The following is a 20,182-nucleotide window of genomic DNA, read 5'->3' on the forward strand; positions in this document are numbered from 1 at the left end:
TTCAGGCCGAGGCGAGCGGCGAGCTGATCCTGCATGCGGGCTACTACGCGCTCGGCAGCCTTGCCTTCTTCTTCTGGGGCGGCGTGGGCGCCGCGCTTTCCGCCACCGTGCCCCGGGGCGGATTGCTGATCTCGCTGATCGCCCTGCCCCTGTTTGTGCCGACTGCGATTTTCGGCGCGCTGGCCATGTCCGGCGGGCCCGGATCGACCGGCGCGCCGCTATTCCTTACGGCCTCTACCCTCTTCGCCTGCGCTGTTGCGCCCTATGCGATGGCGGCGGCGCTGCGCTTGGCGGCGGACTGAGGGAGCGCTAGGTCTTTGCCCATGTGGTCCTACTTCGCCAACCCGCACAAATTCCTGCGCCTGTCTGACTGGCTGGCGCCGCTGTTCTATGGCGCGGGCATGCTGTGCATCCTCTGGGGCCTGTGGCAGGGCCTGTGGGTGGTGCCGAAGGATGAGTACCAGGGCGGCGACATCATGCGCGTGATGTTCATCCATGTGCCGGCCGCCTGGCTGGCGATGGCGGCCTATTCGGCGATGGCGGTCGCAAGCTTCGTCTGGTTCATCTGGCGCCACGAGCTGGCGGACATTGCCGCCAAGGCGATTGCGCCGCTCGGCGCGGTGTGGACGGCGTTGTGCCTCGCGACCGGGTCCATCTGGGGCAAGCCGACCTGGGGCACCTGGTGGCAATGGGACGATGCGCGGATGATGTCCGTCTTGTTCCTGTTCTTCCTCTTCCTCGGCTACATGGCGCTGCGCGCGGCGATGGATACGCGCCAGAAGGCGGCGCGTGCCGGGGCGATCCTCGCCATGGTCGGGGCGATCAATGTACCGCTGATCAAGTTCTCGGTAGACCTGTTCACCTCGCTGCATCAGGACGCGAGTGTCATCACGGCGGAAGGCCCGAAGATGGCGGCGGTCTACCTGACGCCGCTGCTGGTTAGCGGCCTTGGTCATGCGCTGTTGTTCGGCGGCCTGGTGATGACCCGTATGCGGACGGAAATCCGCGAGCGCCGGATTGCGCGCCTGACCGCCGCGGCGCTGGAAGGATAGGCGATGCCAGAATTTGACAAGAACGCTGTCTATATCTGGGCCTGTTTCGGGATTGGCGCTCTGCTGATTGCGGCGGCGGTGATCCAGTCCCTGCTCGCAGCGCGCGCGGCGCGCCATAAGCTGGAGTGGCTGGAGAAGGCCGAGGCGGCGAAATGAAGCGCTGGGTGTTCGCTTTGCCGGTGGCTGCGCTGCTCGCCTTCGGGCTGCTGGGCGCCTGGCGGATGCTGAACCCGGCAAAGGGCGAGTTCGAGCGCGTCTCGCGCGCGGCGCCGGAATTCGTCTTTGCCCTGAGGGATGGCGGCGAGATTTCTTTTGCCCCGCCGCCGGGCGGGGAGACCGTTACGGTGAACCTTTTCGCCAGCTGGTGCGCGCCTTGCCGGGCGGAGCACCACCATCTTGTGAAACTCGGCGCCGATCATCCGGGCAGGGTTTACGGCGTGCTCTACAAGGACACAGTGGAGAAGGGCGATGCATTCCTCGCGGAACTGGGAAATCCGTTTGCGGCGGTCGCGCTCGACCCGCAGGGGCGCGGCGGGCTCGACTTCGGCCTGACCGGTGTGCCGGAAACGTTCGTGATCTCCGGCGACGGAACGATACTGCTGCACATCTCCGGGCCGCTGGATGAAACCTCGGTCCAAAACGTAAGCGAGGCGCTCAGGGCGCCTCGCTCGTAACGTCACTTCGTCGGGAGACGGAGCTTATTTCTTTTTCTTGGCAGCCGGCTTTTTCTTCGCCGGAGCTTTCTTGGCCGGAGCCTTCTTGGCTTTCGCAGCCGGTGCGGCTTCTTTCTTCTCAGCGTCTTCAACGAGCCCGCCGAGGCCCGACATCAGCGCGTCCTGCTTCGCTTTGGCGAGCGTGGCGAACAGCGCGGCATCAGCTTTCACGACAGCCGGGAGGGCCTTATCATAGGCTTTCTTGCCTTTCGGCGTCAGCGAGACCGACTTGGCGCGGGCGTCGGTTTTCGAATCCGACCGCTTGATCATACCGCCGGCTTCCATGCGGGCGACCATGTCAGCGAGGGTGGAGCGATCAACGCCGGTGGCATTGACAAGATCAGACTGGCTGACACCTTCATTTCCCGACAGGGCAGCGAGGACGGAGAACTGGCGAAGGGTGAGACCGGCAGATTTCAGAGCGGCGGCCGAATGGTTGGCGGCGATCTGCTGGGCGCGGTGCAGAAGGTGGCTGGGCGAGGTGTTGAGTTTGTACGACATGTGCTTGGTTCCGTTTGCTAGGTTGGAGTCCGGCGAAGGACGAGAAGGGTTTCACAGGGCCGATCCGTTGCCGAGGGCTTAAACAAGAACCCCGTAGGCGGATCAAACGCATTCCCCATACAGGCGACAGGATAAAGATTGGATGACTGATCAATTGCCAACTTCTTTCCCCGATGCAGATTTTCGCATGGCGATTCCGGAAGGAGATGACCGTGTACGGCGGATATGCAATCGCTGCAACTTTATTGATTATGTGAACCCGAAGATCGTCGCGGGCTCGGTGGTGGTAAAGGATGGATTCATCCTGCTCTGCAAACGCGCCATCGAGCCGCGCAAGGGGTTCTGGACCCTGCCGGCGGGCTTCATGGAAGAGGGCGAAAGCGTCGAGGACGCGGCGCGGCGCGAGGCGCGGGAAGAGGCCTGCGCGGATATCCGCATCAACGGGCTGCTGGCGGTTTACTCCGTACCCCGAATAGCGCAGGTTCAGATCATGTTTCGCGCGGAACTCGTATCTGACTTTGCGCCGGGGCCGGAAAGCACGGACGTGAAGCTGGTGCGCTGGCAGGATATTCCCTGGTCAGAACTTGCGTTTCCAACGGTTGTCTGGGCGCTGACGCATTATGCGGAGACGCGAGGGAAGCACGCTTTTGCGCCCTTCTCCAATCCGCCGGGCACGGAAAAGATCACGCGCTAGCGGCTTCGCTGCTTGTCGGCTCGCGCAGGTGTTTCAATGTATAAGGCGTGTTCAGAGCGCCGAAGACCAGCACGATCACCATGTTGCCCAGCTTCCAGTTCGCCCAGACATCTTCGGCATCCTTCGCGCCAAATGTCAGACCAAGGAAGTCATAAGTGCCGGCCGGTGCAACCGGAATGCCGGCCATGACGAGCGGTGAATCGAAGCCCGGCGCGAAGGTGCGCCACAGATATTCGTTCCAGATCGCCATCGCGATGAAAAACAGCCCCCAGCGGATTGCAAGCGTGCGCCAGGCAAAATCCGGCAGGTCGAAGACTTTCGAGAAGAGCGACTTCCAGAGATTTTTTCCGAACAGCATCGGCACGAAGATCATGCCCGCCATGAACAGCTGCTGGATGGTTGGCTTCACATAGATGAAGGCTTTCTCCTGAAGCAGGATACCGATCAGGCCGAAACCGCCGACAATGGCCGAGGAGAACACCATCATCTGCGAAACGCGCTCGCGGCGGATGATCTGCATGGCGAGGAAGCCGAGCATGAGCGCGAGCAGAACACCCGTCGCCCAGAAGATGGCTGTGTCCTTGTTGATCAGGCCGTTCATCAGATCGACGCGCCGGAATACGTTGTAGACCAGCACAAAGGCAATCACAGGGATGAAGTCGCCCCAGATCTGGTTGGCCTTTCCGGCGGCTGTGCCGAGACCGTTTTCCTGTTTCGCGCTGTCTGTCATGCTCATTCCTACGCATATGGCGGGGCGCCGGTTCACCGGCCTCTGTCTCGCACGAAGCGGCGCGCCGGGCTAGCCGCCCGCCTGCATCAGCACGAGACCGGCGGCGAGCGTGGCCGCCGCCGTGATGCGCCGCGCCCCGAAACCCTCGCGCAGGAGCCACGCCCCAAAGGCTGCGGCGAAGACCACGGATGTTTCGCGCAGCGCCGTCACCATCGCCGCATCTGTCAACGTGTAGGCATAAATCGCGAGGCCGTAGGAGATGGAGCCCGCTACACCGCCGATGATGCCGTTGCGCAGCTCGGGCTTCACGAATTTCCACGCCCGGCGGCCGCACTGCCAGAAGAAGACGGCGGTGACGCCAATCCAGTCAAGCAGGAACAGCCAGACGATGAAGGTCAGCGGTGTCTCCATCGCGCGCGCCGCCCGCGTGTCAGCGACGGCGTAGAGGCCGACACCGATGGCCGTCATTGCCGCCCAGAAGAGGGCCGTGCGATCCAGCCTGCGGCCTTCGGCGGTCAGAGCCGTCGGGAGCGCGAAGATGATGATCGAGGCACTCGCCACCACGAGCCCGGCGATCTGTAGCGGCGCAAGTTTCTCCGACAGCCACAGTGCCGCGAACACGGCGGTGGCGAGCGGGCCGAGCCCGCGCATCACCGGGAAGACCAACGACAGGGCGCCGCGGTGCAGCGCGCGGATGGCGCAGAACTGGTAGAACCAGTGCACCACCATGGATATGGCGATCAGCCCCCATGTGCCTTCCGGCGGCAAGGGCACGAAGGGCGCCAGCGGCAGAACCGTCAGCCCCATGACAACCGCAACCAGCATCCGCGCAGTCAGCACATCGCCGCCGCGTTTCACCATGACATTGGTTATTGCCACGGTCAGCGCCGAGGCAAGGCAGAGGATAACGGGCAGCAGGGCGGCGCTCATGGCGGCCCCGCATAGTCGGGTTTCGCATCAGGGGGAAGCGGCGTCAGGGTTTGACACCCCCTGCCCTTGAGGCATCCTGCCGGGAGAGACCGGAGGAACTGCCATGGCAACCTATGACCTGATCATCCGGGGCGGCACGATCATTGATGGCTCGGGCGCGCCTGCCTTCGAAGGCGATGTTGCGGTCTCCGGCGGCGTGATTGCGGCCGTGGGCAAGGTAAACGGAAAGGGAATCGAGGAAATCGACGCCCGGGGCCAGACGGTCACGCCCGGCTTTGTCGATCTGCATACGCACTATGACGGGCAGGTCACTTGGGGCGAAGCGATCAGCCCGTCCTCCCTGCACGGCGTGACGACAGCGGTGATGGGCAATTGCGGCGTCGGATTTGCGCCCTGCAAACCGGCCGACCATGACCGGCTGATCCGCCTGATGGAAGGCGTGGAGGATATCCCCTTCCCCGTGCTTGCCGAGGGCCTGCCCTGGGCGTGGCAGAGTTTTCCGGACTATTTGGATTACCTGTCAGAGCGACGTTTCGACACTGATATCTGCGCGCAGCTGCCGCATGCGGCGCTGCGCGTGTTCGTGATGGGCGACCGCGGCGCGAACCGCGAGGATGCAACGCTCGACGACATAAAGGCGATGAAAGAGCTCGCCAAGGAAGCCGTGCTCGCCGGAGCGATGGGCTTTTCCACCTCGCGCACGCTGAACCATCGCACATCCGATGGCCAACCGACACCGACGCTGACCGCCTCACAGGACGAACTCCTCGGCATTGCCATGGGCCTCGCCGAAGCAGGGCGCGGCGTGTTGCAGTTTGTGTCCGACTTCAATGATCCGCAGAAGGAGGCGGCGCTGCTGCGCGGCCTTGTGGAGAAATCCGGGCGCCCCTTGTCTGTCTCTCTGGCACAGGCGGATGTGGCGCCCGAAGGCTGGCGCCTGCTGCTGGGCGCGATCGAGGCCGCGGCTGCGGACGGATTGCCGATGCGCGCGCAGGTGGCGCCGCGCCCGGTAGGCGTACTGCTCGGCCTTGAGCTCACGCTGAACCCGTTCAGTGCGCATCCGGTCTACCGCGAGATCGCCGCTCTTCCGTTTACGGAACGTGTAGCGCGCCTCAATGACGCAGATTTCCGTGCGCGCCTGCTGGCGGATGAGCCGTCTACGGACAATCCATTCCTGAAAGTCATGCTGCGCAGTTTCGGCAAGATCTTCCAGCTGTCTGACCCGGTCGACTACGAGCCTGGCCCCGAGCGCACGCTGAAAGCGATCGCCGCCCGGCGCGGCGTGAAACCTGAGGAAGCCGCCCTCGATCTGATGCTGGAGCGCGGCGGGCGCGGCATGCTCTACCTGCCCTTCCTCAACTACGCTCAAGGCACGCTCGACCCCATCGCCGAGATGATGCAGAGCCCGGCGAGCTTGCCCGGCCTTTCGGACGGCGGCGCGCATGTCGGCATGATCTGCGACGGCTCGTTCACGACGACGATGCTGACCCACTGGATCCGCGACCGGCACCGCGGCGCGAAACTGTCGCCAGAATTCCTCGTGCACCGGCAGGCGCGGGCGACGGCGGAATGGATCGGCCTCTGGGACCGGGGCCTCATCGCCCCCGGTTACCGGGCGGACCTGAACGTCATCGACCTTGCAAACCTGAAGCTGCACCTGCCGGAAGTGATCCACGACCTGCCTGCGAACGGCCGGCGCCTGATGCAACGCGCCTCCGGCTACACCGCCACCATCCTCAAGGGCGAGATCACCCACCGGGACGGCACGCCCACCGGCGCAAGGCCCGGCCGCCTGGTGCGCGGCCGCCAGGAAGCCCCGGCGAGCGCGTTGGCCGCGGAATAATTTTGTAAAGGTCGCTTGACTTGTCGTGTTCGCTTGTCATATAGACAAGCATACTTGACAAGGAGATACCCAAGTGACTGAGCAAAAAGGCTTCCGAACCGCCAACAAACGCTACATCGCGATCTTCATTCCGATGATGGCGGTTTATTGTGTGGCGATCGTCTTCGCGCTGACCTACATCGATACGGAAACCGCCCCGGCCGGCGTCCGCGCCGCCGCCGCGCTCGGTGTGTCTCTGCCGCTTGTGGCGATCCTCTGGTCGGTCCTGCGGCTGGTGCGCGAGACAGACGAATATACCCGTATGCGTCAGCTGCAGGCGCTGACAGAAGCGGGCTGCGTGCTGACCGGGCTGATCTTCGTCGTTGGCTTCCTCGAGCGGTTCGGCGTCATCGGTGACGTGCCCCTGTTCCTGTTTGGCCCGGCCTTCTTCTTTTTCTACGGCCTCGCCCATGCACGTCAGCGCTTTGGCAAGACGGTCTGAGGAGCGGCGTGGTGAAGAACATAGTCCGTGTACTGCGCGCTGAAAGAGGATGGAGCCAGCAGGAGCTTGCTGACCGGCTCGACGTCTCCCGCCAGTCGGTCAACGCCATCGAGACCGGAAAGTATGATCCCTCGCTCCCCCTCGCCTTCGCCATCGCCCGCCTGTTCGGGCGCAGCATAGAGGAAATCTTCGATGACGAGCGCGGTGTGACTGCCGAAGCGGCAGAATAGGTCCTAGGCCTTCAACCCCACGAGAGCTTTTGCAAAGGCCTCCGCGCTGAACGGGCGGAGGTCTTCTGCTTTCTCGCCGATGCCGATGAAGTGGATCGGCAGGTCGTGCGCTTCGGCAATCGCCACCAGCACGCCGCCCTTTGCTGTGCCGTCGAGCTTGGTCATCACGAGGCCGGTGACGCCGGCGGTGTGACGGAACGCCTCGACTTGCGAGAGCGCATTCTGGCCGACCGTCGCATCCAGAACGAGGATGACATCGTGCGGCGCTTCGGGGTCAAGTTTCCTCACGACACGGACGACCTTGGCAAGCTCGCCCATCAGCTCCGCCTTGTTCTGCAGGCGCCCGGCCGTGTCGATGAGCACGAGGTCAAGGTCTTCAGCCTGCGCGCGCTCGACAGCACCATAGACAAGGCCGGCCGCATCCGCGCCCGGTGCGCCGGACATGACCGGAATTCCGGCCCGCTCGCCCCAGACCTTGAGCTGTTCGATGGCGGCGGCGCGGAACGTGTCGCCCGCGACCAGCAGCGCCTTCGCTCCCTGATCCTTCAGCTTCGAGGCAATCTTGCCGATCGTCGTTGTCTTGCCGGAACCATTGACACCGACGAAGAGAACAATGCGCGGGCGCGGGCCATCGGAAAAATCCACCACCTTCTCGCGCGGCTTCAGGATATCCTCTATTCCCTCGGCAAGGGCGAGCCGGATTTCTTCTTCCGACACCTCCCGGTCGAAGCGCTCCTTCGCAAAACCCTTCGTCACGCGGGCCGCGACTTTCGCGCCCATGTCGGAGGTAATCAGCAGGTCCTGCAACTCATCAAGCGTATCCTGGTTGAGCTTGCGGCGGCCGAGCGCGGCGAGGCCTTCGGTCAGCCTTGCGGTTGAGCGCGAAAGGCCCTGGCCCAGCTTGCCGAACAGGCCCGGATCGTTCGCTTCTGCCTCTGCCGCCGCGCGCGCCGCTGCAGCGGCCTCTTCGCGAAGACGCTCATGTTCGCGGCGCTCTTCCAGCAGTTTCAGCTCGGCTGCCGCCTTGGCGCGAATCGCTTCGTCTTCGGCTTCCTGCGCTTCGCGGCGCTGGCGCTCCTCCCAGGCGCGGTTGGCTTCGGCGACCTTGGCCTCGATCTCGGCTCTCTCGCGCGCGGCGGCTTCCTGCGCAGCGAGCTCTTCCGCTGACAGCTCCGGCGCCGGCATCGCTGCGCCGGCGGCCTTGGCCTCTTCGAGTTTCTTTTTTTTGCCGAACCAGAGGATCATGTCAGAGGTGTTCCGAGAAGCTGTTTGCCGTCATGGCCGGTCATCCGTACCGGGAGGGTTCGTCCGCCCTCCCCCGCAGGTGTGGCAAGGCGGACGGGCGTGAAATCAGGAAGGCGCGCGGTGAGCCCGCGTTCGATAAGCGCTTCGCGCACTTCGCCCACATGCCGCGCAAAATGCCGGGCCAACGCCGCATCGCCCGCTGCGCGCAGGCGCGCCGCACGTTCTTTGATCACTGGTTTTGCCACTTGCGGCATCTTCGCTGCTGGTGTGCCCGGCCGCGGGCTGTAAGAAAAAGCGTGCAGGAAGGAGAGGCCGCACTCTTCTACAAGGCGCAGCGAGTTTTCGAAATGCGCCTCGGTCTCGGTCGGGAAACCGGCGATGAGATCAGCGCCGAGGGCAATGTCCGGGCGCAGCACGCGCAGCCGCTCTGTCAGCGCAATGGCTTCCTCGCGGCTGTGGCGGCGTTTCATGCGCTTGAGAATCAGGTTGTCGCCATGTTGCAGCGAAAGGTGAAGATAGGGCGCCACGCGCGGTTCACCCATCGCCTCCATCAGCGCCTCGTCCATCTCGATGGCATCGATGGAAGAAATCCTCAGCTGGCGGAGTTCCGGCACGAGTTTCAGAAGGCGCTGCACGAGATTGCCAAGTTGCGGCGTACCCGGAAGGTCTGCGCCCCAGCTTGTCAGGTCCACCCCCGTCAGCACGACTTCGTGATGCCCGCTCGCCACCAGCGCGCGCACCTGCGCCACCACCTCCCCTGCCGGCACGGAGCGCGAGTTTCCGCGGCCATAGGGAATGATGCAGAAGGTGCAGCGGTGGTCGCAGCCGTTCTGGACTTGCACATAGGCGCGCGCCCGGCCTTCCATTCCGTCGATCAGGTGCGCGGCCGTCTCGCGCACGCTCATGATGTCGTTGACGCGGACCTTTTCCTCGCCGCCGAGCAGGCCGGCCGGCGCCCATGTCTCCGCCTGCATTTTCTCGTGGTTGCCGATCACACGGGTGACTTCCGGCATCGCCGCGAACATGTCCGGATCGGTCTGCGCCGCGCAGCCGGTGACGATGATCGGCGCGCCAGGATTGTCCTTCGCTGCCCGGCGGATCGCCTGGCGCGCCCCGCGAACGGCTTCCGACGTCACGGCGCAGGTGTTGATGATGACCGCGCCCTCCAGCCCCGCCTCCTGTGCATGGCGGCGCATCACCTCCGATTCGTAGGTGTTGAGACGGCATCCGAGCGTAATCACCGCCGGGCCGGAAGGGGGCGCTGTGTCTGGCATTCCGCCCGTCAGATCGCGCCTCGGGCGGGGAAAAGCAAGCGCGGCAGTCGAGATTGCTCAGTTTGGCCCGGCACAGGTGCCCGTCGTGTGGCCAATCATCAGGGCTTCGGCAGTCATGTCGGCTCCATCGGCCCCGCCGGACAGGAATATCCGCCCGGAGAAGCTGCCGCCGCCCTTGCTGACGGCGAACTCAGCGCTCCCGCTCATCGGAATTCCGTCAAAGTCGCAGTAAAGATCGATGTCAAAGGAATGCCCCTGCGCCCAGCTTTGGCCGGTGGTGCACTCGCCCAGATAGCTTGCAATGCCCTCATCGATGGTCACATCCTGGTCCGTCGACCAGCATTCCTCGATAGTGGAGTGTTCGGACGGGATATCGACCGGCGACCCGTCGATGACGGCAGACATATAGATGTCGGACGTAACCGACCACATGCCCTTGGCCACCTTGAGCGGCTCTCCAAGCGCAGGCGCCGCCATCAGCAGGGCAGGCAAAAGCAGAATGAAGCGGCGCATGAATTATCTCCCCGGTTACCCCGCCAAAGTGACGCCGAGCGTTGAGCAGCGCAAGCCGGGACCGCAGTTCAGATCTCGGTCACGAACTCAAGCTCGACCGGCCCGGTCATGTAGACATGGTCGTCGCTCTCGCGCCATTCGATCAGCAGGTCGCCGCCATCAAGAATGAGCTTCGCCTTGCGCCCCGTGAGCTTCGCTCGGGCGGCACAGACAAGCGCGGCGCAGGCACCCGTGCCGCACGCTTTCGTCAGGCCGGCGCCGCGTTCCCAGACGCGCAGGCGGATCGTTTCCCGGTCGATGATCTGAGCAAAGCCGACATTCGTGCCCTGCGGAAACAGAGGGTGGTGTTCCACCAGCGGACCGATCTTGGGGATGTCATAGGCGTTCACATCCTCGACAAAGAACACCGCATGCGGATTACCCATCGAGACAACCGCCGGCAGCGCGAGGATCGGCGCGTCAATCGGCCCGATCTTCACGTCCACGCCGCGCACGTCCATTTTCTCCGCCAGCGGAATATCTTCCCAGCCCATCAGCGGCGAACCCATGTCGACCGTGATCAGCCCGCCTTCCGCGCGGTAGGCTTTCAGCATGTCGGCTTCGGTCTGGATGGTGATGCGGTCCTTGCCAGTCTCGTCGAGGATCAGCAGGCCGACACAGCGCGAGGCATTGCCGCAGGCCGACACCTCCCCGCCATCGGCGTTCCAGATCCGCATGAACACGTCCTTGGTCGCGTCCCGCTCCAGCGCAATCACCTGGTCGGCCTTCAGATCGGCTGCAATCTGGCGTATCTGCGCCTGGCTCGGCGCAAACGGCGTCGAGCGTGCGTCGAATATGGCAAACGCGTTGCCAGCACCGTTCATCTTCCAGAGCTTCATGGCCACTTCCCTACCGTCTTTTCGCGCCTGCGAAAAGCGGGCCGGGTCCGCGTCATTTGGGTACGCGGGCCGAGGCAATCCAGCCCGCAAGCTGGATGCCCGTTGCCACCAGCAGGGCCAGCGGCGCGGTCCAGTGCGACAGCCAGAGGCCTGCAAGCGCGCCGAGGATACAGGCATAGTCCACAAGGTCGCTGGACATCAGCCAGCCGAGCGGTGTGCGGGCCCGGCGCACATCCAGAAGATTGACGCTCGGCCAGGAGCGACCCGTGTCCGGCGGCCCGAACACCTGCAGCAGCTGGCGCGGGTCGAGAATGCCCGTCATTTCCGCGAGATCGGCAAGGCGCGCTTCGCCCAGCGCAATCGTGCGCTTGCGGGCTGACGTGCCGATCAGGCTGACAATTGCCGACAGGATGACGGCAATCGCCATCGCCGCCTCGGTGAACCCTGAATAAGGAGGATAGCCGCCCATCACAGCGATATAGGGAGCCATTTGCGATTCGTCAGCGGGCCCCGGACAACCCCCTCTCAGACAGTCGGCACCGTGCCGCCGTCAATTACAAACTCCGTGCCCGTGATGGCGCCCGCCCTGCCTGAAGCGAGGAAGGTGATGAGATCGGCCACTTCTTCCGGCTGCGAGGGCCGGCCTATCGGAATGCCGCCGATCGACTGCATCAACACTTTCTCTGCGTCCGCATCGTCGATGGCGTTCTCCAGTGCAACGCGCCGGACAAGTGCCCGCGCCGCCTCTGTCGCGATCCAGCCGGGCGAGACGCGCACTACGCGCACCCCATGCGGCGCCACTTCCTTCGACAGGCTCTTGCTGTAGGCCGCCAGCGCTGCCTTCGCGCTGGCATAGGCGGTTGTCGCTTCCGGCAGCGGCAGGACGCGCTGGATCGACGTGACATGGATCACAACCCCGCTCCGCTGCACGATCATGCCCGGCAGCAGCGCGCGGTCCAGCCGCACAGCCGGAAACAGGTTGAGGTTCATCTCCGCCTGCCACTCAGCTTCATCGAGCGCAGCAAAGCCGCCGGCAGGCGCACTGGACCCGCCCGCACCATGCACAATCACGTCCACGCCGTTCATCCGCTCACGGACGGCCTCGGATACCTGGGCACAGCCTTCTTCGGTGGACACATCCGCCGCCACGAAGTGAACACCATCCGGCAGCCCCTCCCCAGCATGGCGCGCGGTGGTCAGCACCTGCATGCCGAGCCTCTGAAACGTCTCCACCACAGCGCGGCCAACGCCCTTTGTTCCGCCGGTGACCAGCGCTCTCTTGCCCGCGAGTCCGAGATCGAAACTCATGCCCGGATCTCCAGCTTCGAGATGCGCTCGCCCCGAAGGTCGAAATGATAGCGCAGCATCACAGGGCTGCCGGGAAACGTTCCTTCCACGCGGCCAAGCACCAGCACGCGCGCGCCATCCGGTTCAACGCTGACCGGCGTCACACGGTAGCTCGCCGCGGCCTTGGCCTCGGTCTTCCAGGCCCGGATCGCCTCCAGCCCCGTATGCGTGCGCCGCTCGTCGGTCACCACGGCATCCGGCGCGAAACAATCCGCGATGCGCGCGGTGTCATCATAGGCCTCGGACTCAAAATAGAGCCGGACCGGCGGGGGCATGGGAATCTGCATTGTCATGTCCTTCCAATCTGTCTTGGCCCGCAAACTTCTTGCGAGACCCCCGATATCGGGCTAAGCAGAACTCATGGCAAGTACAGACAGAAAAGTAGGGTACGCACCTGCAGGTAAGCGCCCGGATTATACGCCGGACACTGCCGCGCATGGTGTGGAGGGCGCGCTGCAGATGCTTGAGGGGCGGTGGAAGATGACCATCCTGTTCCACTTGTTCGGCGGCAGCCTTCTGCGCTTTTCCGATCTGGAGCGCGCGATCCCATCAATCTCTCAGAAGATGCTGATCCAGCAGCTACGGAAACTGGAAGCTGACGGCATCGTACGCCGGATCGTGCATCATCAGGTACCGCCCAAAGTGGAGTACGGGCTCACCGAATGGGGCGAAGGCCTGTGCCCAGCCCTCGATGCCCTGCTCCTCTGGGCGGAGCATCGCCCTGCCCCGGATGCCTGAACCTCAGCGGGCTCTCGGAATTGCGGCCCAGTAGTCGAAATCGAGCAGCACGCCTTCGGCATATTTGCCGGCGGCGTCCTTGTAAGCGAAGGCGCCGGGGTTCTGGTCTTTCACCGCCACGAGACGCAGGCGCAGCGCGCCTGCCGTCTCGGTCAGTTCCGCCTTGTCCAGCACTTCGCTCCACGCATAGATCGTATCCCAGGCGAACAGCGGCCCGACATGCGTGCCTGCATTGATCGCCAGCACCTGCCCTGTATTCTCCAGCCCGTTGAACGCGAGCGAGCGGGCAATCGAGATCACGACCCCGCCATAGATGAGCCGCTTGCCGAAGCGGCTTTCTTTCTGGCTGTGGAAGTCGAAATGCACTTTCGCGGTGTTCTGGTAGAGCCGCGTGGTGATCTGGTGTTCGGCTTCCTGGATGGTCATGCCGTTGATGTGATTGATCCGTTCACCGACGGTATAGTCCTCATACACATGCCGGCTACCGGCCTGCGCAAACGGCCAGGACTTCATTTCGGGATAGCCGGTCAGGTCTTGCGGCGAGACCGCTTCCGGCAGCTGCGGAACAACCTCTTCCGGCGCCGGCGAGGCCGCGTCGCGCTTGTTGACCATCACCCAGCGCACGAAGCTCATCACTTCCTCTCTGCGCTGGTTTACCCCTTTCGTCCGTACCCAGACCACACCGGTCTTGCCGCTCGAGTTCTCCTTGACGCCGATCACCTGGCTCTCGGCCCGCAGCGTGTCGCCCGGAAGCACCGGCCGGAGAATGCGCCCGTCGGCATAGCCGAGATTGGCCACCGCATTCAGGGACACGTCCGGAACCGATTTGCCGAAGACGATGTGGAAGGCATGAAGCGGATCGGCGCACAGTCCGGGAAGTCCGGCCGCCTTGGCAAACTCGGCGGAGGAGTATTGCGCATACCGGCTGCCTGTCAGCGCTCGGTAGAGCGCCAGGTCGCCCTCGGTCACTGTCTGTGGCGTCGCATGGATCAGCGTATCGCCGGGCTTGAAGTCTTCAAAGAAGTTGCCCGAATTCGATTTCGGATTCGCGGTCATGGCGCCCTCGCAACAGTGCCGGGGCAGCCTGGGCCAAGTGGAGATCAGCCCCAGATGCGCCCGGATACCCCGAGAATGGTTTCGGCCAACACCTGCATCTGCGGACCGGCAGAAATCAAGCCCTTTGCGGCAAAGGGCAGCGCCGTAGCAAGGATCGCCGCAACGCCGAGGCCGGTCGCCATCGCCTGCATGTCGGCGCGCTCGGCGAACTCTTCCAGCGCGCGCGGCCCCATCACCATGTAGGGCAGGCCAAACGCCGCAAAGGCCGAAAAGGCCATGAGCAGCGCGGCAAGGAGGAGGGCAAGCGTGAGCATCGCCCCCTTATGCCACCGGGTGGCAAAGATGGGCTTCAGGAAAACGGTGAAATTTGATCGATCAGGCGATATCCAGCAGCCGCTCATTCGGCCGGCCGAGCACGGCTTTCTTGCCGTTGATACCGATAGGCCGCTGGATCAGTTTCGGGTTCTCCGCCATCGCGGCATAGACCTGCTCGTCGCTGGCCTTGTCGGAAAGCCCGGCCGCCTCCGCATCCTTCTCGCGCAGGAAAGCGCGCGGCGATTTCGCGCCCATCTTCTTCGCGATGTCCTTCAGCTCCTCCACCGACAGCCGCTCCGCCGCGCTCATATACTTGCGCACCTTCGGCTCGATGCCTTTCGACTGAAGCAGCTCGAGCCCCTTCTTCGAAGAGCCGCAGCCGGGATTGTGGATGAGGATATAGGTCATGGGATGCTCCTGACATTGTCTGCCCGCCTGATCTAGGTCAGCGGAGAACGGCGTCGAGAGATCAGCCCGCAAACTCCCGGATCAGGTCATCCATCGCGACGATCCGCTTCGCCTCATCCAGGTGCAAGAGCTCGGTCATCTTGCCGTTGACCTTCAGCACGCCCTTCCCCGCATTGGCAGGATCGGCGAAGGCTTCGATCACGGCTTTCGCCTGTTCGACATCGTGCGGGCTGGGGGCGAAGATGCGGTTGGCATCGTCGACCTGGGTGGGGTGGATCAGCGTCTTGCCATCGAAGCCAAGGTCGCGGCCCTGTTCGCATTCCTCGCGGAAACCGTCCGGGTTCTTGATGTCATTGTAGACGCCGTCGATGGCGGTGAGGCCAAAGGCGCGCGCGGCGGCGACGGTGAGTTGTAGCGCCGTCTGGAAGGCGAGCCGGTCGGCGGTCATCCGCGCACGGTATTCCTTGGCGAGATCATTGGTGCCCATGACGAAGGTGGAGAGGTGTGTGCGGTGCGCCTCGGCGGCGATCTCCTTGATGTTCAGGATTGCCAGCGGCGTCTCGATCATCACCCAGAGCGCCATGTCTGCCGGCGCGCCGGCATCCTTCATCAGCTGGCTGAGGCGTTCGATATCGCGCGCACCCGTCACCTTCGGGGCGAGCACGGCATGGGCGCCGGACTTTGCCGCCATCTCGAGATCGGCATGGCCCCATTCGGTATCGAGGCTGTTCATCCGCACGACCAGTTCGCGCTTGCCATAGCCGCCCGCCTTCAGCGCGGCGGTGATCGCGGCGCGGGCCTCGGCTTTCGCTTCCGGCGCGACGGCGTCCTCGAGGTCGAGGATCAGCGTATCGGCAGGAATCTCGCGGGCCTTCTCCAGCGCGCGGGCATTCGCCCCCGGCATGTAAAGACAGGAACGGCGCGGGCGATGGGCAGTGGACATGGGGCGGGCCTTCTTGACGCAGCAGGACGGAAAGCCGAAGGGGTGACCTGTTTCCGGCGCGAAATCAATGCGGCCAAAGGAGAGATGCGGATGAGCACTGGCCCCGATACTGGCCTGACCAGCGGATTCGTCGCGCCCGGCTTCGAGCCCGTGCAGGAGGCCTTCGCGGAGAATTTCGCGCGCGGCGAGGAACAGGGCGCAGGCTTTGCCGCCATACTCGACGGCGAAGTGATCATCGACCTTGTCGGCGGCCATGCAGACCGCGCGGGCGAACGCGCCTGGAACGGGCGTACGACCGTGCCGGTCTACTCCACCACCAAAGGCATTGCTGCGCTGGTGCTGGCGATGGCGACCGAAGACCTGCCCGCCGGATACGAAACGCCGGTCGCCTCCCTCTGGCCGGAGTTCGGCGCGGCCGGAAAGGATGCAATCACAATCGGCGAAGTGGCGAGCCATCAGGCGGGCCTGCCGGGCTTTGCCAGCGAGATTGACCCCGCCCTGTGGCTGGACCCGCCCGCCTGCGCCGCAGCGCTCGCCCCCCTTCCCCCGATGTGGCCGCCGGGCAGCGCGCATGGATATCACCCGCTGACATGGGGCTACCTCGTTGGCGAGATCGTCCGCCGCATCACCGGGCGCACGCTCGGCACCATTCTGCAAGACGATATCTGCGCGCCGCTCGGCATCGATTTCCGCATCGGCACTCCGGCTGCGGAGCACGACCGCATCGCCGATATCCTGCGCCCGAAATCGCTCGCCGCGCTTGGCGAGATCACATCGCCGCGCAAGGCGGCTTTCGTTTACAAATGGGCGGCGCCGGATCGCGGCGGGCCGGTCTGGCGCGAGATCGAAATTCCCTCTGCCAACGGAATAGGCACGACGGCGGGCGTGGCGAGCCTCTACAATGCCTATGCCACCGGCGGCCTTATCGGCGCGAAACGCCTGATGCGGCCGGAAACGTTCGAGGCCCTGACCCGCCCGCGCGTTGACGGGCCTGATCTCGTCCTGCCGCTGACGACGCGCTTTGGTGCCGGCATCATGCACAACAGTTACAAATCCTTCGGTCCGTTCGAGGATGGGCTGGGCCATTGCGGATGGGGCGGTTCGCTGGCGATTGCCTCGCCCTCGCGCGGGCTCACCTGTGCCTATGTGATGAACCGCCAGTCGAACATCCTCGTCGGCGACCCGCGCGCAGTGCGCCTCGTTGAAGCTGTCGCGGGATGCCTCTAACACCATGCCTGGCGGGTTCGACTGGATCGGCTTTCTCATCGCGGTGGCGATTATCGAACTGACGCCGGGCCCGAACATGGGCTGGCTGGCGGCGCTGACCCTGCGCGAAGGAAAGAAGCCGGCCTTCGCAGCCGTTGCCGGAATTGCTACGGGACTGTCCCTGCAGCTCGCCGCAGCGGTTACCGGCCTGACCGCGCTGATCATTTCTGCGCCCGGCCTGCACCAGCTGCTGCACTGGGCCGGGGTTGCCTTCATGCTGTGGCTCGCCTGGGACGCATGGAAGGATGGCGGCTCGGTTGCGCTGGTCTCTGTCGGGCAGGAGCGCGGATTCCGGCGCGGCCTGATCGCCAATGTGCTGAACCCCAAGGCGCTTGCCTTCTATGTGCTGCTGATCAACCAGTTCGTGCGCACCGATGCCGGCCTGCCGATCTGGGCGCAAAGCCTGATCCTCGGCCTGATCCACCTGACGGTCGCAACGCTGGTCCATGCGGGCATCGTGCTGGTCGCCGGGCGGGCCGGAGACGGGCTCGAACGCTGGCGCACATCGGTGCCGGCAAGGTTAACCTTTGCGCTGATGCTGGTTGCCATCGCGGTCTGGCTGGCGCTCACCCCGCCCCGGTCCTGACTTCTGGCACAGGCGTTGCAACGCGGATTCCGGATCGGAAGATCTCATCTGCATATAGCGACCTTTGCGGCGGCTTCCTCACGGAGCCGCCGATCTTTTTTTGCGTCACGCAGGACGGGCCGTCCGGGCGAGCCGCCTTGCCTTGGCATCACCCATCAGGCTGTCGGCGGTGAACACGATCAGCGCCAGCCAGATGAATCCGAAGGCGACCGCGTGGTTCAGCGTGAAAGTCTCCTTGAACACGAACAGCGCGATCAGGAATTGCAGAGTCGGGCCGATATACTGCATCATGCCGATGGTCGAAAGTTTCAGCCGTTTGGCCGCGAGCGCGTAGAGGATCAGCGGCACAGCCGTGATCGGTCCTGCGGCGGCGAGCAGCGCGATGTCCCATCCCCCTTCCCCGACCCAGCGCCCGCCCGGCTGGGTGGTGGCGAACCAGACGAGCCATCCCACCGCGATCGGCGCGAGCAGCGCCACTTCCACCAGGAAGCCCGCGCGGCTGTCGACCGCGACTTTCTTGCGGATGACCGAATAGAGGGCGAAGGTGATGCAAAGCGCGAGCGCGACATAGGGAATGCGGCCGAAGGCAAAGGCCATGATGCCGACGCCGATGGCCGCGATCACCACCGCCGCCCACTGCGCTCGGCGCAGCCTTTCCGAGAAGATCAGCATCCCGAACAACACGTTTACCAGCGGGTTGATGTAGTAGCCGAGCGAGGCTTCCATCGTACGGCCCGCATTGACCGCCCATATATAGATTGACCAGTTGACCGCGATCAGCAGGCTTGAGAGCGCCAGCCAGCGCAGGTTTGATCCCGTGAAGGCCGCCTTCACGTCGCGCCAGTTGGCTGCGAGCGCGATCAGCAGGATGGCCGTCGGCACGGACCAGAGAATGCGGTGCACCAGAAGTTCCAGCGCGCCGATATGCTGCATCGCCCGGATATAGAGCGGCAGGCTGCCCCAGATGAGATAGGAGGCAAGGGCGGCGGGAAATCCGAGGCGGATGGCGGCGGTCATGGCCGGCGAGCTATAGGCCGCTCGCCCAGCAGGCACCACCCGGATTTTGCGGAGGCGCTAGGCAAGGCAGTCATGCGCCGCTACTCCTTGAAACACCCTTCAGGAGTTCCCCATGCTGCGCACACTGGTTTCCGCTGCCGCCCTATGCGGCCTTGCCCTTTCCGCTTCTGCCGAGACACAATTGCTGACCGGCGGCCATGTGTTCGATGTCGAGCGCGGCGTGATGCTGAAGGATCACGACATCCTCGTGGAGGACGGCCGGATCAAGGCGGTTGGCCGCAAGGGTTCACTGGGCGCTTCGGGCGCGGCGCGGATCGAGATGCAGGGCGCCTACCTTCTGCCGGGCCTGTCGGACAGCCATGTTCACCTCACCAGCCGCGCGGACCTGCACGGATACCGCCGCCTCGCGGTATCGACACCGCGCTCCGCCATCTCGGGCGTGGCAAATGCCGAGAAGACGCTGCGCGCCGGTTTCACAACCGTGCGCAATCTCGGCGGCCCCGGCTTCGCGGATGTCGATCTGAAAGACGCCATCGATACCGGCGAGATACCTGGACCGCGCATCATTCCGGCGGGCCATTCGATCGGCATCACCGGCGGGCACTGCGACAACAATCTCCTACCCTATGAGGACAAGGCGCTTGGCGGCGGCGTGGCGGATGGTCCGTGGGCGGTGCGTCAGAAAGTGCGCGAGAACAAGAAGTACGGCGCCGAAGTGATCAAGTTCTGTGGCACCGGCGGCGTGCTCTCCAAGGGCACGACCATCGGCGCGCAGCAGTTCACGCTCGAGGAAATGAAGGCCATCGTCGATGAAGCGCATGAGCTTGGCCTGAAGGTCGCCGTACATGCCCACGGCGCGAAAGGCATCCAGACCGCACTCGAGGCAGGCGTCGATTCTGTCGAGCATGCGAGCCTGATTTCGGATGACAGCCTGAAGCTTGCTGTCAAGCAGGGCACGTTCCTGTCGATGGACATCTATGTGTCGGACTTCATCCTCAGCGAAGGCGAAGCCGCCGGCATTCTTCCGGAATCGCTGGAGAAGGAGAAGACCGTCGGCAAGGCGCAGCGCGAGCGCTTTCAGGCCGCGGTGAAGGCCGGCGCGAAAATCGCCTATGGCACCGATGCGGGCGTCTATACCCACGGCCTCAACGGGCGCCAGTTCGCCTACATGGTCCAGTGGGGCATGCGCCCGGCTGAAGCGATCCGCGCAGCGACACTGGGCAATGCCGAACTCTTCGGTCTGAAGGCCGAGATCGGCTCGCTCACCGCGGGCAAGCGAGCCGACATCATTGCCGTCAAAGGTGATCCGCTCACGAACATCCGCGAGCTGGAAGATGTCGACTTCGTGATGAAGGATGGCGCAGTCTTCCATAACGGGCTCGCGGACTGAGCCTCTCTGCAGATGCAAAAAGGGCCGCCCCG

General features: G+C 64.3%; 27 protein-coding genes. 12 read left to right on the forward strand and 15 right to left on the reverse strand.

Annotation, left to right across the window (positions count from 1 at the left end):
- From ACK4TE_RS10955 to ACK4TE_RS10970, 4 genes are all read left to right on the forward strand, one after another.
- Positions 1–302, forward strand: a 302-nt coding sequence (locus tag ACK4TE_RS10955) for a heme exporter protein CcmB (protein ID WP_409911551.1), incomplete at its 5' end; no start/stop codon positions are given.
- A gap of 21 nt (positions 303–323) precedes the next feature.
- On the forward strand, positions 324–1,052 hold the full coding sequence (gene ccmC / locus ACK4TE_RS10960) for a heme ABC transporter permease CcmC (protein ID WP_409911552.1): 729 nt from the start codon (positions 324–326) through the stop codon (positions 1,050–1,052).
- 3 nt (positions 1,053–1,055) lie between these two features.
- Positions 1,056–1,208: a heme exporter protein CcmD gene (ccmD, locus tag ACK4TE_RS10965; RefSeq protein WP_409911553.1), complete on the forward strand. Its 153-nt coding sequence runs from the start codon at positions 1,056–1,058 to the stop codon at positions 1,206–1,208.
- Positions 1,205–1,726 (forward strand): redoxin family protein, encoded by a 522-nt coding sequence (locus ACK4TE_RS10970; protein ID WP_409911554.1) that lies wholly within the window; start codon positions 1,205–1,207, stop codon positions 1,724–1,726. Before ccmD ends, ACK4TE_RS10970 begins: the two co-directional genes overlap by 4 nt.
- Positions 1,727–1,750: 24 nt before the next feature.
- On the opposite strand, the gene ACK4TE_RS10975 is transcribed toward ACK4TE_RS10970, so the two are convergent.
- On the reverse strand, positions 1,751–2,266 hold the full coding sequence (locus tag ACK4TE_RS10975) for a MarR family winged helix-turn-helix transcriptional regulator (protein ID WP_409911555.1): 516 nt from the start codon (positions 2,264–2,266) through the stop codon (positions 1,751–1,753).
- Positions 2,267–2,453: 187 nt separating this feature from the next.
- Here ACK4TE_RS10975 and ACK4TE_RS10980 point away from each other — a divergent pair, with 187 nt between their 5' ends.
- A complete protein-coding gene (locus tag ACK4TE_RS10980; RefSeq protein ID WP_409911556.1) occupies positions 2,454–2,960 on the forward strand; it encodes an NUDIX hydrolase in 507 nt (168 codons plus the stop codon).
- Here the strand turns inward: ACK4TE_RS10980 and ACK4TE_RS10985 are convergent.
- Positions 2,950–3,690, reverse strand: coding sequence for an inner membrane-spanning protein YciB (locus tag ACK4TE_RS10985; RefSeq protein WP_409911557.1), 741 nt, complete (start codon positions 3,688–3,690; stop codon positions 2,950–2,952). The genes ACK4TE_RS10980 and ACK4TE_RS10985 overlap by 11 nt on opposite strands.
- A 69-nt stretch (positions 3,691–3,759) precedes the next feature.
- On the reverse strand, positions 3,760–4,620 hold the full coding sequence (locus ACK4TE_RS10990; RefSeq protein ID WP_409911558.1) for an EamA family transporter: 861 nt from the start codon (positions 4,618–4,620) through the stop codon (positions 3,760–3,762).
- A gap of 103 nt (positions 4,621–4,723) precedes the next feature.
- On the opposite strand from ACK4TE_RS10990, the gene ACK4TE_RS10995 reads away from it, so the two are divergent.
- The 3 genes from ACK4TE_RS10995 to ACK4TE_RS11005 all read left to right on the forward strand — a co-directional run bounded on the left by ACK4TE_RS10995 (position 4,724) and on the right by ACK4TE_RS11005 (position 7,174).
- Entirely contained in the window at positions 4,724–6,463 is a 1,740-nt protein-coding gene (locus tag ACK4TE_RS10995; RefSeq protein ID WP_409911559.1) for an N-acyl-D-amino-acid deacylase family protein, read from the forward strand.
- 73 nt (positions 6,464–6,536) lie between these two features.
- Positions 6,537–6,944 carry a hypothetical protein gene (locus tag ACK4TE_RS11000; protein WP_409911560.1) on the forward strand — a complete coding sequence of 136 codons (408 nt, stop codon included), beginning with the start codon at positions 6,537–6,539 and terminating at the stop codon, positions 6,942–6,944.
- 11 nt (positions 6,945–6,955) lie between these two features.
- Positions 6,956–7,174, forward strand: a complete 219-nt coding sequence (locus ACK4TE_RS11005; protein WP_409911561.1) for a helix-turn-helix transcriptional regulator — start codon at positions 6,956–6,958, stop codon at positions 7,172–7,174.
- A gap of 3 nt (positions 7,175–7,177) precedes the next feature.
- On the opposite strand, the gene ftsY is transcribed toward ACK4TE_RS11005, so the two are convergent.
- From ftsY to ACK4TE_RS11040, 7 genes are all read right to left on the reverse strand, one after another.
- A complete protein-coding gene (gene ftsY / locus ACK4TE_RS11010) occupies positions 7,178–8,419 on the reverse strand; it encodes a signal recognition particle-docking protein FtsY (protein WP_409911562.1) in 1,242 nt (413 codons plus the stop codon).
- Complete coding sequence (gene mtaB / locus ACK4TE_RS11015; RefSeq protein ID WP_409911563.1) at positions 8,416–9,693, reverse strand: tRNA (N(6)-L-threonylcarbamoyladenosine(37)-C(2))-methylthiotransferase MtaB; 1,278 nt, start codon at positions 9,691–9,693, stop codon at positions 8,416–8,418. The genes ftsY and mtaB overlap by 4 nt, the downstream gene beginning before the upstream one ends.
- A gap of 57 nt (positions 9,694–9,750) precedes the next feature.
- Positions 9,751–10,206, reverse strand: a complete 456-nt coding sequence (locus ACK4TE_RS11020) for a hypothetical protein (protein WP_409911564.1) — start codon at positions 10,204–10,206, stop codon at positions 9,751–9,753.
- Positions 10,207–10,274: 68 nt separating this feature from the next.
- Positions 10,275–11,084, reverse strand: coding sequence for a diaminopimelate epimerase (gene dapF / locus ACK4TE_RS11025; RefSeq protein WP_409911565.1), 810 nt, complete (start codon positions 11,082–11,084; stop codon positions 10,275–10,277).
- A 52-nt stretch (positions 11,085–11,136) separates the two neighbouring features.
- A complete protein-coding gene (locus ACK4TE_RS11030; RefSeq protein WP_409911566.1) occupies positions 11,137–11,574 on the reverse strand; it encodes a hypothetical protein in 438 nt (145 codons plus the stop codon).
- Positions 11,575–11,609: 35 nt separating this feature from the next.
- Positions 11,610–12,392 carry an SDR family oxidoreductase gene (locus ACK4TE_RS11035; protein WP_409911567.1) on the reverse strand — a complete coding sequence of 261 codons (783 nt, stop codon included), beginning with the start codon at positions 12,390–12,392 and terminating at the stop codon, positions 11,610–11,612.
- Positions 12,389–12,718 (reverse strand): nuclear transport factor 2 family protein, encoded by a 330-nt coding sequence (locus ACK4TE_RS11040; RefSeq protein ID WP_409911568.1) that lies wholly within the window; start codon positions 12,716–12,718, stop codon positions 12,389–12,391. The genes ACK4TE_RS11035 and ACK4TE_RS11040 overlap by 4 nt, the downstream gene beginning before the upstream one ends.
- 73 nt (positions 12,719–12,791) lie before the next feature.
- Between ACK4TE_RS11040 and ACK4TE_RS11045 the strand changes: the two genes are divergently transcribed.
- Positions 12,792–13,169 carry a winged helix-turn-helix transcriptional regulator gene (locus ACK4TE_RS11045; protein WP_409911569.1) on the forward strand — a complete coding sequence of 126 codons (378 nt, stop codon included), beginning with the start codon at positions 12,792–12,794 and terminating at the stop codon, positions 13,167–13,169.
- Between the two features lie 3 nt (positions 13,170–13,172).
- Here ACK4TE_RS11045 and ACK4TE_RS11050 read toward each other — a convergent pair whose 3' ends face one another.
- The 4 genes from ACK4TE_RS11050 to ACK4TE_RS11065 all read right to left on the reverse strand — a co-directional run bounded on the left by ACK4TE_RS11050 (position 13,173) and on the right by ACK4TE_RS11065 (position 15,891).
- Complete coding sequence (locus ACK4TE_RS11050; RefSeq protein WP_409911570.1) at positions 13,173–14,225, reverse strand: MaoC family dehydratase; 1,053 nt, start codon at positions 14,223–14,225, stop codon at positions 13,173–13,175.
- Positions 14,226–14,269: 44 nt separating this feature from the next.
- Positions 14,270–14,539 carry a hypothetical protein gene (locus tag ACK4TE_RS11055; RefSeq protein WP_409911571.1) on the reverse strand — a complete coding sequence of 90 codons (270 nt, stop codon included), beginning with the start codon at positions 14,537–14,539 and terminating at the stop codon, positions 14,270–14,272.
- 61 nt (positions 14,540–14,600) lie between these two features.
- Positions 14,601–14,948 (reverse strand): ArsC/Spx/MgsR family protein, encoded by a 348-nt coding sequence (locus ACK4TE_RS11060; protein WP_409911572.1) that lies wholly within the window; start codon positions 14,946–14,948, stop codon positions 14,601–14,603.
- A 61-nt stretch (positions 14,949–15,009) separates the two neighbouring features.
- Positions 15,010–15,891 (reverse strand): HpcH/HpaI aldolase/citrate lyase family protein, encoded by an 882-nt coding sequence (locus ACK4TE_RS11065; protein WP_409911573.1) that lies wholly within the window; start codon positions 15,889–15,891, stop codon positions 15,010–15,012.
- Positions 15,892–15,981: 90 nt separating this feature from the next.
- Between ACK4TE_RS11065 and ACK4TE_RS11070 the strand changes: the two genes are divergently transcribed.
- On the forward strand, positions 15,982–17,118 hold the full coding sequence (locus ACK4TE_RS11070) for a serine hydrolase domain-containing protein (RefSeq protein WP_409911574.1): 1,137 nt from the start codon (positions 15,982–15,984) through the stop codon (positions 17,116–17,118).
- 4 nt (positions 17,119–17,122) lie between these two features.
- The gene (locus ACK4TE_RS11075; RefSeq protein WP_409911575.1) at positions 17,123–17,743 is read left to right on the forward strand and encodes a LysE family translocator; all 621 of its coding nucleotides are present in this window, start codon (positions 17,123–17,125) and stop codon (positions 17,741–17,743) included.
- 105 nt (positions 17,744–17,848) lie between these two features.
- Here the strand turns inward: ACK4TE_RS11075 and rarD are convergent, their stop codons facing one another.
- A complete protein-coding gene (gene rarD / locus ACK4TE_RS11080) occupies positions 17,849–18,760 on the reverse strand; it encodes an EamA family transporter RarD (protein WP_409911576.1) in 912 nt (303 codons plus the stop codon).
- A 112-nt stretch (positions 18,761–18,872) separates the two neighbouring features.
- Between rarD and ACK4TE_RS11085 the strand changes: the two genes are divergently transcribed.
- The gene (locus ACK4TE_RS11085; RefSeq protein ID WP_409911577.1) at positions 18,873–20,150 is read left to right on the forward strand and encodes an amidohydrolase family protein; all 1,278 of its coding nucleotides are present in this window, start codon (positions 18,873–18,875) and stop codon (positions 20,148–20,150) included.
- The last annotated feature ends 32 nt before the right edge of the window (positions 20,151–20,182 follow it).

The organism is Hyphomonas sp., assembly GCF_046313975.1.
Lineage (GTDB): Bacteria > Pseudomonadota > Alphaproteobacteria > Caulobacterales > Hyphomonadaceae > Hyphomonas.

Bases quoted from the DNA above. Each gene is read 5' to 3' on its own strand.
- ccmC (WP_409911552.1), top strand. From the start codon at position 324: ATGTGGTCCTACTTCGCCAACCCGCACAAATTCCTGCGCCTGTCTGAC.
- ccmD (WP_409911553.1), top strand. From the start codon at position 1,056: ATGCCAGAATTTGACAAGAACGCTGTCTATATCTGGGCCTGTTTCGGG.
- ACK4TE_RS10970 (WP_409911554.1), top strand. From the start codon at position 1,205: ATGAAGCGCTGGGTGTTCGCTTTGCCGGTGGCTGCGCTGCTCGCCTTC.
- ACK4TE_RS10975 (WP_409911555.1), bottom strand. From the start codon at position 2,266: ATGTCGTACAAACTCAACACCTCGCCCAGCCACCTTCTGCACCGCGCC.
- ACK4TE_RS10980 (WP_409911556.1), top strand. From the start codon at position 2,454: ATGGCGATTCCGGAAGGAGATGACCGTGTACGGCGGATATGCAATCGC.
- ACK4TE_RS10985 (WP_409911557.1), bottom strand. From the start codon at position 3,690: ATGACAGACAGCGCGAAACAGGAAAACGGTCTCGGCACAGCCGCCGGA.
- ACK4TE_RS10990 (WP_409911558.1), bottom strand. From the start codon at position 4,620: ATGAGCGCCGCCCTGCTGCCCGTTATCCTCTGCCTTGCCTCGGCGCTG.
- ACK4TE_RS10995 (WP_409911559.1), top strand. From the start codon at position 4,724: ATGGCAACCTATGACCTGATCATCCGGGGCGGCACGATCATTGATGGC.
- ftsY (WP_409911562.1), bottom strand. From the start codon at position 8,419: ATGATCCTCTGGTTCGGCAAAAAAAAGAAACTCGAAGAGGCCAAGGCC.
- mtaB (WP_409911563.1), bottom strand. From the start codon at position 9,693: ATGCCAGACACAGCGCCCCCTTCCGGCCCGGCGGTGATTACGCTCGGA.
- ACK4TE_RS11020 (WP_409911564.1), bottom strand. From the start codon at position 10,206: ATGCGCCGCTTCATTCTGCTTTTGCCTGCCCTGCTGATGGCGGCGCCT.
- dapF (WP_409911565.1), bottom strand. From the start codon at position 11,084: ATGAAGCTCTGGAAGATGAACGGTGCTGGCAACGCGTTTGCCATATTC.
- ACK4TE_RS11030 (WP_409911566.1), bottom strand. From the start codon at position 11,574: ATGGCTCCCTATATCGCTGTGATGGGCGGCTATCCTCCTTATTCAGGG.
- ACK4TE_RS11035 (WP_409911567.1), bottom strand. From the start codon at position 12,392: ATGAGTTTCGATCTCGGACTCGCGGGCAAGAGAGCGCTGGTCACCGGC.
- ACK4TE_RS11040 (WP_409911568.1), bottom strand. From the start codon at position 12,718: ATGCAGATTCCCATGCCCCCGCCGGTCCGGCTCTATTTTGAGTCCGAG.
- ACK4TE_RS11045 (WP_409911569.1), top strand. From the start codon at position 12,792: ATGGCAAGTACAGACAGAAAAGTAGGGTACGCACCTGCAGGTAAGCGC.
- ACK4TE_RS11050 (WP_409911570.1), bottom strand. From the start codon at position 14,225: ATGACCGCGAATCCGAAATCGAATTCGGGCAACTTCTTTGAAGACTTC.
- ACK4TE_RS11055 (WP_409911571.1), bottom strand. From the start codon at position 14,539: ATGCTCACGCTTGCCCTCCTCCTTGCCGCGCTGCTCATGGCCTTTTCG.
- ACK4TE_RS11060 (WP_409911572.1), bottom strand. From the start codon at position 14,948: ATGACCTATATCCTCATCCACAATCCCGGCTGCGGCTCTTCGAAGAAG.
- ACK4TE_RS11065 (WP_409911573.1), bottom strand. From the start codon at position 15,891: ATGTCCACTGCCCATCGCCCGCGCCGTTCCTGTCTTTACATGCCGGGG.
- ACK4TE_RS11070 (WP_409911574.1), top strand. From the start codon at position 15,982: ATGAGCACTGGCCCCGATACTGGCCTGACCAGCGGATTCGTCGCGCCC.
- ACK4TE_RS11075 (WP_409911575.1), top strand. From the start codon at position 17,123: ATGCCTGGCGGGTTCGACTGGATCGGCTTTCTCATCGCGGTGGCGATT.
- rarD (WP_409911576.1), bottom strand. From the start codon at position 18,760: ATGACCGCCGCCATCCGCCTCGGATTTCCCGCCGCCCTTGCCTCCTAT.
- ACK4TE_RS11085 (WP_409911577.1), top strand. From the start codon at position 18,873: ATGCTGCGCACACTGGTTTCCGCTGCCGCCCTATGCGGCCTTGCCCTT.